We start from the raw sequence: 13,014 nt of genomic DNA, 5'->3' as shown, positions 1-13,014 counted from the left end.
GGTTTTTGGAAGATGCCGCCGCGCCTTTGGTGCGGCGGTTTATTCTAGGCTAAGGCCCGCGCTTCGCGAAACGAGATCAGCTTGCGGCGCTGTTCGTCCCATAGCGCCAGCTTGACGCAGCGCAGGCTGTCGAGCAGCGTGACGCGGCCGATGCCGCGCAGTTCCGGATAATCGCGCAGCACTTCCTGCAGCCGGTAGCCCGGCACCTTGGCCGAGAGATGGTGGACGTGGTGGACGCCGATATTGCCGGTGAACCAGTTCAGCACCGGCGGCAGGTCGTAATAGGACGAGCCGTGCAGCGCGGCATGCTGGAACTCCCACTCTTCGTCTTTCGCCCATTCCGTCTCCTCGAACTGGTGCTGGACGTAGAACAGCCAGATGCCGGCCGAACCGGCGAGGACAACGATGGGCAGATGGACGACAAGGAAAGCGCCGGGGCCGATCCACCAGATGAGCAGGGCTGCGGCAATCGCAATAGCGAGGTTCGTCGTCATCGACGATACCCAGGGCGTCAGGCCGCCGCGCATCATGCCGATCGGCAGTCTCTGCTCGAAGATGAACAGCCAGATCGGCCCGAGGCCGAACATCACCAGCGGATGGCGGTAAAGACGATAGGCCAGGCGCCCGCGCCATGACAGGCGCCGGTACTCGGCAACCGTCAGCGTGCGGATGTCGCCCATGCCGCGCTCGTCGAGGTTGCCGGCGCTGGCATGGTGCACGGCATGGGCGCGCCGCCAGCAATCATAGGGCGTCAGCGTCAGCACGCCCAGCGCACGGCCGATCCAGTCGTCGGCGGTGCGGTTGGCGAAGAAGGAGCCGTGGCCGCAATCGTGCTGGATCATGAAGATCCGCACCAGAAAGCCGGCGGCGGGAAGGATGAGGACTAGGCCCCACCAGTGGCCGTAGGAATAGGCGGCCGAAGAGAGCGCCCAGAGCGTAACGAAAGGAATGAGGGTGATGGCGAGTTCGAGGGTGCTACGCCGCCGGTCGGGCTTCTTGTAGCGCGCCAGAATCTTCAACCAGGCGCGCTTGCTGTTTGCGGCCGTCTCGGGGGAAATCATGTTCATCAGGAAGCATAGGCGTGGCTTGCCGTTGCCGCAAGGAAAAGCTCACGCAAAATTACTGCGCGTAATTGTCGCGCGATTGCGTCGCTATTGCCGGCGTTGGCCGTCTGCCACGCTGGCTTCTATGCCGTCCAGACGGTCGAGCAGGTCCCGAAATTGGTCGGGAATGTCGGCCTCGGTGCGGAATGCCGGCAAGCTACGCAGGAAGCGCTTCGTTGCCTCAGAGCCGAACTGGCGCCTGATATCGGCGGCGAGCTCTTCGCTCCTGTTGCCGTTGTTGCCTGTCATTGTCCCAAAATCCTTGCTGGCTTCGAAACTCCTCCGGCCACGGAATGGTTCCCCCATAGCGGGGTATTGGCAAGCAAAGCCGCCAATCACGGTAAAATTTGAATTAATTTCGAAGGAACTTCGCGATCCGTGCCAAGGTCCTCCGAATGGCTCCAGGCATCGCTTGCCCCTTGATTTTTGACCGCCAAACCTCGATATCGGGCGCAAATCCAAACCATTCGAATGACGGGAAACGGCGATGAGCGACCAGACAAAAGACGAACGCGCGCCCGAGGATATCGAAACGGCCGAGGCCGAGCGCACGCAAGGCGGCATCGACGGCGACTATGAGGCGCTGGTGCGGCTGCTGAAGGAAAATGAAGAGCTGAAGGACCGCGCGCTGCGCGTCGCGGCCGAAATGGAGAATCTGCGTCGCCGCACAGCCCGCGACGTGCACGATGCGCGCGCCTATGCGGTGGCCAATTTCGCCCGCGACATGCTGTCGGTGTCGGACAATCTGCGCCGCGCCCTCGACGCCATCCCGGCCGAGGCCAAGGCAGCCGGCGACGCCGGCTTCAAGGCGCTGATCGACGGTGTCGAGATCACCGAGCGCGCCATGCTGTCGACGCTGGAACGGCATGGGGTCAAGAAGCTTGAGCCGGAAGGCGAGAAGTTCGACCCGAATTTCCACCAGGCGATGTTCGAGGTGCCCAATCCCGACGTGCCCGCCAACACCGTGGTCCAGGTCGTGCAGCCGGGCTATTCGATCGGCGAGCGCGTGCTGCGGCCAGCCATGGTCGGCGTCGCCAAGGGCGGCCCCAAGATCGCGGCCGCGGAAGCGCCGGTCGAGCCGGGTCCGGTGAATGATGAGGCCGAGAGGGATGCGTGAGTAGGGAATAGGCAGTAGGCAGTAGGGAATAGGCAGGCATATCAATCGCGCGGCTTCGTGTTATTCATACTTTCCCTATTTCCTAATCCCTACTGCCCAATCCCTACTACCTCATGTCCCTGACACCCATCGACCTCCTCGACTATGCCGGCGTCGCCGTGTTCGCGGCCACCGGGGCGCTTGCGGCTTCGCGCAAGCAGCTCGACATTATCGGCTTCCTGTTCCTGGCCAGCGTCACCGGGATCGGCGGGGGCACGCTGCGCGACGTCATCCTCAACCTGCCTGTCTTCTGGGTCGCCAACTCCGGCTATGTGCTGATCTGCGCGGCGGTTGCGGTGCTGGTCTTCTTCATCGCCCACCGCTTCGACTCGCGCTGGAAATGGCTGCTCTGGCTCGACGCGATCGGATTGGCGGCCTTCTCGGTCATGGGCGCAGCCAAGGGGCTGGCGATCACCGGTTCCCCGGTCGTCGCCGTCATCATGGGCGTGCTGACCGCCACATTCGGCGGCATTCTGCGCGATCTGCTGGCCGGCGAGCCGTCGGTGCTGCTGAGGCCGGAAATCTACGTCAGCGCGGCGCTCGCGGGCGCCGGCCTTTATACGCTTGGCGATCTTGCCGGACTGCCGCCGCTTGCCTCTGATCTCGCTGGTTTTGTCGCGGCGTTCCTGGTGCGCGGCGGTGCGCTCAAATTCGGCTGGACGTTTCCGTCCTACAAGAGCCGCCCGGGAAGGCGTCCGGAGGATATTCCGTAAGGAGGGGGATTAGTGAGTAGGGAATAGTCAGTAGTGAGAAGGCATTAATCACGGCAGCCTTCACTACTGCCTACTGCCTACTGCCTACTGCCTTACGCCGCAAACCGCTGCGCTTCGCCGCCATAGTAGTTCACGTAGCGGGCGCCGATTTCCTTGACCGGCATTACCACGAACACATCGACGGTCGAGAATTCGCGGTCGATGACGCAGCCGTCGCCGATGCGGGCGCCGACGCGCAGATAGCCCTTGACCAGCGGCGGCATGGCCGCAATCGCCGCCTTGGCGTTGACCGCCTCGATCGGCATCAAATCCATCGAGCAATAGCGTCCGGCGACCGCCCGCACATCCCAGGCCGAGTTGGTGCGGCAGTGATGGGCAAGATAGGTGAGCGCCTCGGCATGCGCCGCCGGCGCCGTGCCGTGGAATGAGGCGCAGCCGGTCATCACGCCGATTTCATAGTGATTGATGTAAGCCCAGATGCCTTGCCACAGCGCCTCGATGGTACGCTTGGAGCGGTATTCCTTAAGAACACAGGAGCGGCCGAGCTCGAGGAAGCGCTGGCCCGGATGGCGCGCGATGAGCTTGGTCAGCTCGAATTCGCCTTCGGAATAGAAGCCGCCGGCGGTCGCCGCGATCTCTTGCCGCAGCAGGCGATAGGTGCCGACGATGCGGCGGTGCTCGGGGCCGGAGATCGAAGTGTCCAGCACCAGCAGATGGTCGCAGAGCGGGTCGAAGCGGTCGGCGTCACGCCGATCCTGCGCCTGGAACAGGTCTTTCCTGGCGCCAAGCTCGTCATAAAATACCCGGTAGCGCACTTCCTGCGCGGCAGCGATCTCGGCCTCGTTGCGGGCAAGCCGCACTTCGAGATTGCCGATCCGGCCCAGCGGAGCGCCTGTTGCGACGGCATCGGCGTTACGCGCGGCGAGCAAAGCGCCGCCTGCGTTGGGCCGAGTGTCACATTCCGGCATAACTGTATGCACGAGTGATTCTCCTTCGAGCCATCCCTCTTGGCACGGGGATACGGTGTAGGTGCAACAGGATTGTGACAGTACCGTGATACGGCGCTGCGGGCAATACTTCGTCGGCTGGCGAAAACCCTCAACCGGCTACCTTACGTGATGACAGACGCACGCCGAGGTGGCCTCAGGCGGCCACCTGGCCCTCGACAGCATGGACCAGCGCCTCGGGGTCGAGCGGCTTGGTGACGAAGCCGCTGGCACCGTGGGCGAGCACGGTGTGGCGGGTCTTTTCCTGGCTGTCGGCCGAAAGAACCATGATCGGAACCGGCGGCATGGCCATTTCTTCCTCGTGGCGGCGGATGGCGGCAATCGCGTCCAGCCCGTCCATCACCGGCATGTGCAAATCCATCAGCACAACATCGAAACGGTGTTTCAGCCCGGCTTCGGTGATTGCCTCGACCGCGGCCTTGCCGTTGCCGACAACCTTCACCCGATGCCCTGCCTTCAGAAGCGTGGCGCGGGCCAGCATGGCGTTGATGTCATTGTCCTCGGCGATCAGCACCGACAGGCCTTGCTGGCGCGCGCCGACGGCACGAAGCGAGGCCGCGCCACTTTTTTCCGGCTTCTTGGGAAGGGGTAAAGCAGGAGCATGGCTGGTCAACAACACGCGCAGCAGTGTTTCGCCGCGCACCGGCCTTGCCAGGAAGGTGGTGTAGCCGCTGGCGCGGAATTCGCCAAGCATGCCGCGGTCGGTCGGAGCGATCAGCGTGATCGCCTCGCAATTGGTAAAGCCGCTCTGGCGCAGGCGCTTGAGCAGCCTGCCGTCGCTGTCTTCCATGGCGGCATCGATGAACAGCACGTCGCAATGTTCGGCGAAAGGCGCCGCCTGGGAACTGGTCGCGGCGACATCGACGGCACCGCCATGGGCGAGGATGGTGCGGGCGATGGCATCGGCCTCCACAGCATTGTTCGACACGATCACGGCGCGCCGGCCGGCGAGGATATTTTGCCGGTTCTGCGGCGCTTCGGTTGCCCCTGTGGCCGGGAGCTCGAAGACGAATTCAGATCCCTCGCCAAGCCGGCTCGACACCGAAATGGCGCCGCCCATGGCCGTCACCAGGCGCCTCGATATGGCAAGGCCGAGGCCGGCGCCGCCATGGGCGCGGGTCGAGGTGCCGTCGGACTGTTCAAATTCCTCGAAGATGCGCTCCATATCCTCTTCGCGCAGGCCAGGGCCGGTGTCGGCGACGGTGAAGCAGATGCGGTCGCTGGTTTCGGTGCGGGCCCGCGCGACCGAGACCAGCACGCCGCCGGTGTCGGTGAATTTGATCGCATTGCCGATGAGGTTGAGCAGCACCTGCCTCACTCTTCCCGGATCGGCCATGATCATCTGCGGCACGTCGGGTTCAACGTGACAGCCGAGGCCGATGTTCTTGGCGAAGGCCTTCGCCGCCATCAGTTCGATGATGTTGTCGGCAATCTCGCGCACAGATGTCGGTTGCGGCTCCGGGTCAAAGCGGCCGGCCTCTATCTTGGAATAATCGAGCAGGTCCTCGATCAGCGCCAAAAGCGCGCTGGCCGAGGTCGAGACGGCGGCGACATAGGTGCGCTGCTCGGGCGAGAGTTTGGTGTCGGCCAGCAGCTTGGCCATGCCCATGATGCCGTTCATCGGCGTGCGGATTTCATGGCTGACGGTGGCGAGGAAGCGCGACTTGGCCTGGCTGGCATATTCAGCGCGCTCGCGCGCGGTGATCAGCGAGGATTCGGCGCGCTTGCGGGCGGTGATGTCGCGGGCAATCGCCCGGTGCGAAACCGCGCCTGAGTCCTTGTCGCGCACTGACAGTTCGATCCACGAGAACCAGCGCGGGCCGTTCGGCGTGCGGATGGAGACGTCGGTGGAACTCAGGCATTCGTGATCCGAAAAGGCCGCATCGGGAACGATGCCGACATCGATGCCGAGGTCGGCCAGCGTCCTGCCGGCAAGATCGCGCTGATCTGTTCCGACGAGGCCGGCGAAAACCTTGTTGGCATAGACGATGTGGCCGTCGCGGTCGCGGTGGACGACGAGATCGCCTAGCGCATCGATCAGCCCGCGAAAACGCTCCTCGCTCTCCTGCATCTCCCACATGCGGTCGGCCAGCGTCTCGATTTCGGCGCGGCTGCGGGCGGCTGTTTCGTCGAGCAAGGCCGTCGCGCGATGGACGGTGTGGCGATTGCGCAGGTGCATGGCGACGCCGCCAAGGCCGGTCGCCAGCAGGCCGAGCGTGAGGAAGATCGGCGCGCCGGTGAGGTGGGACAGGCCCGCCAGCACGACACTGGCGACGACGGTCAGGAACAGCAGGCCTTCGTGCGTGGTGCGCGGAAAATCCGGCGCCAGCGGCGGTGGCACAACATGCTGCCGCTTCGGCGCCGTCGGGCTCGGCCCGTCGACGCTCTCGGCACGGTTGTTCTCTTTCCTGGCGGACTCCGCGATCATGCGGAAATCCTTGCCAGATAGAGATTATGGAAAAGCGCGGCGGATCGTTCGAATTTTAGCGGTCATGCATTTTTGGGGTCTTCCGCAGCGCATGATCCTTTCCGAAACCCGGATACCACTTTCGGGATCATGCTTCGGGAGCCTCACATATCGACGACCGCCCGGCCCCTGATCTTGCCTTCGACGATGTCGTGAGCGGCGGGGATGATGCCGTCGAAGCCGATGGTCGTCGACAGGCCGGCGAGCTTTTCCAGGTCGAGATCGGTGCCGATGCGGCGCCAGGCTTCGAGGCGCACCGCCTTGGGCGCCATCACCGAATCGATGCCGAGCAGCGAGACACCGCGCAGAATGAACGGGGCGACGCTCGACGGCAGATCCATGCCGCCGGCCAGGCCACAGGCGGCGACCGCACCGCCGTAGGCGGTCATCGACAGCACATTGGCCAGCGTGTGGCTGCCGACGGCGTCGATGCCGCCGGCCCAGCGCTCCTTGGCCAGCGGCTTGGCCGGCTGGGACAACTCCTCGCGCGAAATCACTTCCGCGGCACCGAGGTCGATCAGATACGGGCTCTCGGCATTGCGGCCGGTCGAGGCGATGACGTGGTAGCCGAGGCTGGACAGGATCGAGACCGCGACCGAACCGACGCCGCCGGCGGCGCCCGTCACCACCACCGGGCCGCGATCAGGCACAATTCCGTGCCGCTCCAACGCCATAACGCACAGCATCGCCGTATAGCCGGCGGTGCCAACCGCCATTGCATCGTGGGCGCTGATGCCGTCGGGCAACGGAACCAGCCAGTCGCCTCTGACGCGGGCGCGCCCGGCATAGGCGCCGAAATGCGTTTCGCCGACGCCCCAGCCGTTGAGGATCACCTTGTCACCCTTGCGCCAGTCGGCATGCGATGACGAGAGAACGGTGCCGGCGAAATCGATGCCCGGCACCAGGGGCCAGCGGCGGATCACCGGCGCCTTGCCTGTTATGGCCAACCCGTCCTTGTAGTTGACCGTCGTTGCCTCGACCGCGACGGTGACATCGCCTTCCATCAGATCGGTCTCAGTGAGATCGACGATCTCGACCGACTGCTTCTTGTCGGCATCGCGCGAAACGAGGATGGCTTTGAACGTCTCGGACATTTTTTCTCCTCGATCAGGCAGCTGTGAAGGCCGGCAAAGGCTGGCCGGACTGTGCGGCGACCGTCCGGCGACGTCAATTGGTCAAGCGTCCGGACCTTGCGGCTTCGCCTCACGCCGCCAGCCGATGAGTTCGTCGAAGACGATCAGCACGGCGCCGACCGAAATGCAGGCGTCGGCGAGGTTGAAGACAGCGAAGGACCACGTCTGCGTGTGGAACAGGATGAAATCGATGACGTGACCATAGGTAACGCGATCGACGAGATTACCGAGCGCGCCGCCGACGATCAGCGCAAAGCCGATGCGGGCAAATACGTGGCTGCGCGGCGTGAGTGTCGCAAGATAAAGCACGACAGCGACAACGAGGGTGGCAATGACCACCAGGCCAGTATCGCTCAAGGACGAAAACATCGAAAAGGCGATGCCGGTGTTGAAGGTGCGAAACAGCGCCAGGAAAGGCACCAGATCAATCTTCTCCTGAAAGGCGAGGCTGGTCTCCACCAGATGTTTTATCCACTGGTCGAGCGCAAAGGCGACGATGGCCAGCAGGACGTAGGGGGACCATGATTTCACGATTTGGCGTCCTCGGGAGCAAGCTTCAGGGCGCCGCGCCGGATTTCGAACAGCATGATTCCGGTGGCGACCGCCAAATTGAGTGAATCGGCGCGGCCGGCCTGTGGAATCCGGAGCAGCCGGTCGCAGCTTTCGGCCAGATTGTCGGGCAGGCCCTGCTGCTCATTGCCCATCATCAGCAACACCGGACCTCTGGAGAAGTCGACCGAGCGGTAGTCGACCGCGCCTTTGAGATGGGTGCCCACGACAAGCCCTGAAAAACTGTTGCGCCAGGCCAGAAAGGCTTCCGGCGTGGCCCTGGTTACCGGCACGGCGAAGATCGAGCCCATGGTGGCGCGCACGGTCTCGACGGAAAACGGATCGGTGGTCTCGCCGACCAGGATGACGCCCTTGGCGCCGACGGCATCGACGGTGCGGATGACGGTGCCGAGGTTGCCGGGGTCGCGCACCCGGTCGAGCGCCACCCAGACGTCGCCGTCGCGGGCGCGGATGTCCTTCAGCGGCAGAAGTTTCTGCTGGAAGACGCCGACCACCATTTGCGGATTGTCGCGCCGGGTGATGGCGACCAGCACTTTTTCGGAGACTTCGAGCACCGTGCCGCCGGCGGCAACCGTGCGCGCCGCCACCTTCTCGACCGCCGCATTGCCGCGCCCGGCCTTGGCGAAGACCAGCGTTTTGATCGACCAGCCGAGGTCGAGCGCATCGATGACCAGCTTCAGCCCTTCGGCCATGAAGGCGTTCTGCTGGTCGCGGAATTTCTTCTGCGCCAGCGCCTTGATGTCCTTGATCAGCGGGTTGGCGAGGCTGGTGACTTCCTTCACCTGCCCCGGCGCGCCGGCATGCCGCTCGTTCATTCAAGTCTCCCGGGCATTTAGGCCAGCCAGCGCGAAAACAGCGACGTCGAGAGCGCCCGGCCGGCGGATTGCTCGCGGATGATCAGTTCGCCCGATTCAACCGTGCCGCCCATGCCGGCGAAGGTGTCGCGCATCAGCGCATGGATGGCGAAGAAGGAGGCGCGGATCGAATAGGCGGTGAGCACCACTGCCAGCGGCTTCGGCGTCAGGATCGAGCGGCAGAGGTCGGTCAGCCCGGGCAGATCCTCGAACAATTGCCAGACCTCGCCCTTGGGGCCGCGGCCATAAGCGGGCGGGTCGAACAGGATGATGTCGTAGCGGCTGCCGCGGCGTTCCTCGCGCTCGGCGAATTTCACCGCATCGTCGACGATCCAGCGGATTGGCTTGCTGCCCAGGCCGGCCATCTCCTGGTTTTCGCGGGCCCAGCCGATCGCCTTCTTGGAAGCGTCGACGTGGGTGACCTCAGCGCCGGCACGGGCCGCCACCAGCGACGCGAGCCCGGTATAGCCGAACAGGTTCAGCACCTTGACCGGGCGCTTCGCCGCCGCGATCAGGCCAGCCATATGGTCCCAGTGCGAGGCCTGCTCGGGAAAGACGCCGACATGGCGAAACGAGGTGAAGCGGCCGAGATAGTCGATGCCGTCATGCTTCATCGGCCAGGTCTCGCCGAGCGGCGTTTTGGGGAAACGCCAGCGGCCGATGCCTTCCTCGTCGGTGTCGCCGGTGAAGATGGCGTCGGCGCGGTCCCAATCCCTGGCCGGCAAGGCCTTTTGCCAGATCGCCTGACCCTCGGGCCGCACGATCCGATAGGGCCCGTATTGTTCGAGTTTTTCGCCGGCGCCGCTGTCGAGCAGCGCATAGTCCTGATTGGGTGCCACTTCGAGGATCACCGGCAGGCGCTCGGCGGGCAGGGCGCCATCGCGGCGGGCAAGGATGCGAGGCGCCGGCTTCGGATCAGACCGGTCGTCCGGTTTCGTGTCGTGGCGCCTGGCTTCCGGTCGCACTGGCGCAGCGGCCGGCTGCGGCCGCACGTGTTCGGCCCTGCCCTTTGCGGGCGGACGGTTGTCGCGGCGTTTGTCGCGAAAAGACTTCAAGCAGGAGCGTCTCCGGGCCGAGTGGCCGCTTTTGGCATGAGGGCCGCGGCGGCGCAACAAGCGATGACGCTCGTACTGTTGCAGCCACGCACTTGTGTTTTCGCTCGCTTCCTCTAAGAGGGCCGCCTTGTTGTTTCTGGAATGGGAGCGAAAGATGACGACCATCTTCACAGCGCACCCCTTGAGGGTTCCGGCGTAAGCCAGCATTTTTTGCTGACGGACGCCGGTCGAACGGATGCCTGACGGCGTCCGAATCCGGACCTGTATCCAGAGATGTTCCATCATGGGCAATCTTATCGGGGGCCTCGGCTCCTCTTCGTCGTGCGTGGCGCAGCCCGCGCGCATCCACCATTGTTATTCGCCGCAGACATGGATCGAGGGCGCGGCACTCCAGCAGTTGAACAACGTCGCGGCGCTGCCCGGCGTCAGCTCGGTTGCGGCCTTTCCAGACCTGCATCCCGGCAAATACGGCCCGACCGGCATTGCCGTGCTGTCCAGGCGTTTGCATCCGCAGCTGATCGGTAACGATATCGGCTGCGGCATGTCGCTGTTCGAACTCGACTTGCCGCTGCGCAAGCTCAGGATCGACAAGGCGGCTGAGCGTCTGCGCCAGCTCGAGGCCGAAGATGTCTTCGATCCAGCCGAGGCGCTTGGGCGCTCCGACCTGCCTGGGGATCTCTATCCGCAGGCGCTCGGCACGATCGGCGGCGGCAACCATTTCTGCGAGCTGCAAGCGGTCGACGGGACGATCGACGCTGCCGGGGAAAGCCTGTTCGATCGCCAGAAGCTCTATCTTCTGGTGCATTCGGGCTCGCGCGGCCTCGGCGCCTTTGTCTTCGGGCAGATGCTCGATCGGCTGTCCACTCTGACCGAGGGGCTCGATCTCGACAGCGCGGACGGAATCTACTGGCGCCGCCAGCACGATATCTGTGTCGCCTGGGCCTCACTCAACCGCGCCTTGATCGCCGAACGTGCGGCGGCTGCGCTGAAAAGCGATGTCCGGCTGGTCACTGACATCCCGCACAATCTCGTGCGCGACCGGGGTGACGGACTGGTGCATCACAAGGGCTCGGCGGCGGTTGCTGCCGGCGACATCGCGCCGATCGCCGGATCGCGGGCAACCCTCAGCTATGTCGTGCAGGCGCTCGACGGCACCGGTGCGTCGCTGGGCGGAATTTCGCATGGCGCCGGCCGCAAATATGACCGCGCCACCATGCATGGCCGTGTCGGCCGCAACCGGTCGGAGCGCGACGCCCTGTTGCGAAACGAATGGGGCGGGCAGTTGATCTGCGAAGACCGCAATCTGGTCATCGAGGAAGCGGCAACTGCCTACAAGGATGCCGGCCAGGTGGTGCGAGACCTCAGCGAGGCCGGGCTGGTGACGGCACTGGCGGCGATGAGGCCGCTGGTAACCTACAAGAAGGCCATCGAAGGTCCGCCCGATCGCACGCGTGGCAAACCAAACCGCGACCGCCGGGAAAGGAGGGATCGCCATGCCCGCGATTGATCTTCTCGTCACCTCTGGCAACGGGCCGGTGGAATGCCGCGTCGCGCTGATGGCGCTGGTTGGAATCATCGAAGCCGAAGCCGCCCGGCGCGGCTGCACCGTCGAGACCACCTTCGGCCATCAGCCGGACCGGCACGGCGCCAAATCCGCTTTGCTTTCCGTCGAAGGCGCATCCGCGCCGGCGCTGGCGGCGGAGTATTGCGGGACCGTCAAATTCGTCTTCAAAAGTACGGTGCGCCCGGGCCACAAACGCCAGAACTGGTTTGTCGGCGTGAAGACGGTGGATCTGGCGGCGGCAGCGCCTGCCGATGCTTCGATCGCACTCTCCGATGTGCGCTTCGAAACACTGCGCGCCGGCGGTCCCGGCGGGCAGCATCAAAACACCACAGACAGTGCGGTGCGCGCCGTCCATCTGCCGACAGGCATCGTGGTGACGGCGCGCAACGAGCGTTCGCAACACCGCAACAAGGCCATCGCGCTGCGGCGGCTGGAAGCCATGCTGCGTCTGCTCGCCGATCGCGAGGCAGAACAGTCGAAGGCGGACATCTTCATCGCCAACAAGGCGTTGGAGCGCGGCAATGAGGTCAAGGTGTTCAAGCTCTGACCTCCGAGAGAAGTGGACGCGGCATGTCGCCGGATGGGAAACCGTCCTGGCTTCCTGCCGCGCCCATGCGGCTCTATCGTGGGTCTGGTCCCAAGCTGCGAGAATCATGTCCCGTTCCGAACGCCTGCTCGACCTGATCCAGATCCTGCGCCGGCATCGCCGGCCGGTCAGCGGCCACACGCTTGCCGGCGAGATGGGCGTTTCGATCCGCACGCTCTACCGCGACATCGCCACGCTACAGGGGCAGGGCGCGCCGATCGAGGGCGAGGCGGGGCTGGGCTATGTGCTCAAACCCGGCTTCATGCTGCCGCCGCTGATGTTCACCGACGAAGAGATCGAAGCCATTGTGCTCGGATCGCGTTGGGTTGCCAGACAACCGGACAAGCGGCTGTCGGAGGCAGCCACCGATGCGCTGGCCAAGATCGCCGCCGTGCTGCCGGACGATCTGCGCGAGGATCTCGATGCCACCGCGCTTCTGGTCGGGCCACGCAACGAATTGGTCGAAAGCGTCGATCTCGGCGTGGTGCGGCAGGCGATCCGCAACGAGAGAAAACTCGGCTTTCTCTATCGTGATGCTGGCGGCGCCGCGTCCGAACGCATGGTCTGGCCGTTTGCGCTCGGTTTCTTCGACAAGGTGCGAGTGGTGGCGGCCTGGTGCGAGACGCGGCAGGATTTCCGCCATTTTCGCGCCGACCGCATGTCCGATCTCAACACCACCGATATCCGCTATCCACGCCGGCGGCAGGTGCTGCTGAAGGAATGGCGGGCGACATTGGATGCGTCGAAGCGTCAGCCCGGCGCCTGATGCTTCTTTCCGCCTGCTTGTCGATCGCTGCTGCCAGAAT

General features: G+C 64.5%; 13 protein-coding genes. 5 read left to right on the top strand and 8 right to left on the bottom strand.

What is annotated here, in order from left to right; all coding sequences use genetic code 11:
- Positions 1 to 44: 44 nt before the first annotated feature.
- Both AC1DYC_RS16425 and AC1DYC_RS16420 read right to left on the bottom strand, forming a co-directional pair.
- A complete protein-coding gene (locus tag AC1DYC_RS16425) occupies positions 45 to 1,067 on the bottom strand; it encodes a fatty acid desaturase (protein WP_477407883.1) in 1,023 nt (340 codons plus the stop codon).
- Between the two features lie 84 nt (positions 1,068 to 1,151).
- Positions 1,152 to 1,352 carry a hypothetical protein gene (locus AC1DYC_RS16420; protein WP_477407881.1) on the bottom strand — a complete coding sequence of 67 codons (201 nt, stop codon included), beginning with the start codon at positions 1,350 to 1,352 and terminating at the stop codon, positions 1,152 to 1,154.
- 238 nt (positions 1,353 to 1,590) lie between these two features.
- On the opposite strand from AC1DYC_RS16420, the gene grpE reads away from it, so the two are divergent.
- Together grpE and AC1DYC_RS16410 are read left to right on the top strand one after the other, a co-directional pair.
- Entirely contained in the window at positions 1,591 to 2,220 is a 630-nt protein-coding gene (gene grpE / locus AC1DYC_RS16415; RefSeq protein WP_477407879.1) for a nucleotide exchange factor GrpE, read from the top strand.
- A gap of 113 nt (positions 2,221 to 2,333) precedes the next feature.
- The gene (locus AC1DYC_RS16410; RefSeq protein WP_477287673.1) at positions 2,334 to 2,972 is read left to right on the top strand and encodes a trimeric intracellular cation channel family protein; all 639 of its coding nucleotides are present in this window, start codon (positions 2,334 to 2,336) and stop codon (positions 2,970 to 2,972) included.
- Between the two features lie 92 nt (positions 2,973 to 3,064).
- Here the strand turns inward: AC1DYC_RS16410 and olsB are convergent, their stop codons facing one another.
- The 6 genes from olsB to AC1DYC_RS16380 form a co-directional block, all read right to left on the bottom strand.
- Positions 3,065 to 3,940, bottom strand: coding sequence for a l-ornithine N(alpha)-acyltransferase (gene olsB, locus AC1DYC_RS16405; protein ID WP_477408326.1), 876 nt, complete (start codon positions 3,938 to 3,940; stop codon positions 3,065 to 3,067).
- Positions 3,941 to 4,115: 175 nt separating this feature from the next.
- Entirely contained in the window at positions 4,116 to 6,407 is a 2,292-nt protein-coding gene (locus AC1DYC_RS16400; protein WP_477407877.1) for a response regulator, read from the bottom strand.
- Positions 6,408 to 6,550: 143 nt separating this feature from the next.
- The gene (gene acuI, locus AC1DYC_RS16395; RefSeq protein ID WP_477407875.1) at positions 6,551 to 7,540 is read right to left on the bottom strand and encodes an acrylyl-CoA reductase (NADPH); all 990 of its coding nucleotides are present in this window, start codon (positions 7,538 to 7,540) and stop codon (positions 6,551 to 6,553) included.
- An 81-nt stretch (positions 7,541 to 7,621) separates the two neighbouring features.
- Positions 7,622 to 8,110 carry a signal peptidase II gene (lspA, locus tag AC1DYC_RS16390; protein ID WP_477407873.1) on the bottom strand — a complete coding sequence of 163 codons (489 nt, stop codon included), beginning with the start codon at positions 8,108 to 8,110 and terminating at the stop codon, positions 7,622 to 7,624.
- Positions 8,107 to 8,964, bottom strand: a complete 858-nt coding sequence (locus tag AC1DYC_RS16385; protein ID WP_477407871.1) for a TrmH family RNA methyltransferase — start codon at positions 8,962 to 8,964, stop codon at positions 8,107 to 8,109. The genes lspA and AC1DYC_RS16385 overlap by 4 nt, the downstream gene beginning before the upstream one ends.
- 17 nt (positions 8,965 to 8,981) lie before the next feature.
- Positions 8,982 to 10,058, bottom strand: a complete 1,077-nt coding sequence (locus AC1DYC_RS16380) for an RsmD family RNA methyltransferase (protein ID WP_477407869.1) — start codon at positions 10,056 to 10,058, stop codon at positions 8,982 to 8,984.
- A 283-nt stretch (positions 10,059 to 10,341) separates the two neighbouring features.
- Here AC1DYC_RS16380 and AC1DYC_RS16375 point away from each other — a divergent pair, with 283 nt between their 5' ends.
- The 3 genes from AC1DYC_RS16375 to AC1DYC_RS16365 all read left to right on the top strand — a co-directional run bounded on the left by AC1DYC_RS16375 (position 10,342) and on the right by AC1DYC_RS16365 (position 12,974).
- Positions 10,342 to 11,565, top strand: coding sequence for an RNA ligase RtcB family protein (locus AC1DYC_RS16375; protein WP_477407867.1), 1,224 nt, complete (start codon positions 10,342 to 10,344; stop codon positions 11,563 to 11,565).
- Positions 11,552 to 12,169, top strand: a complete 618-nt coding sequence (gene prfH, locus AC1DYC_RS16370) for a peptide chain release factor H (protein ID WP_477407865.1) — start codon at positions 11,552 to 11,554, stop codon at positions 12,167 to 12,169. The genes AC1DYC_RS16375 and prfH overlap by 14 nt, the downstream gene beginning before the upstream one ends.
- A gap of 106 nt (positions 12,170 to 12,275) precedes the next feature.
- Entirely contained in the window at positions 12,276 to 12,974 is a 699-nt protein-coding gene (locus tag AC1DYC_RS16365; RefSeq protein WP_477305190.1) for a helix-turn-helix transcriptional regulator, read from the top strand.
- Positions 12,975 to 13,014 lie beyond the last annotated feature (40 nt).

It is taken from the genome of Mesorhizobium sp. P2_E7 (assembly GCF_056403855.1).
Note: the sequence above shows the minus strand (reverse complement) of the source record. Positions and strands in the feature narration are given on the sequence as shown.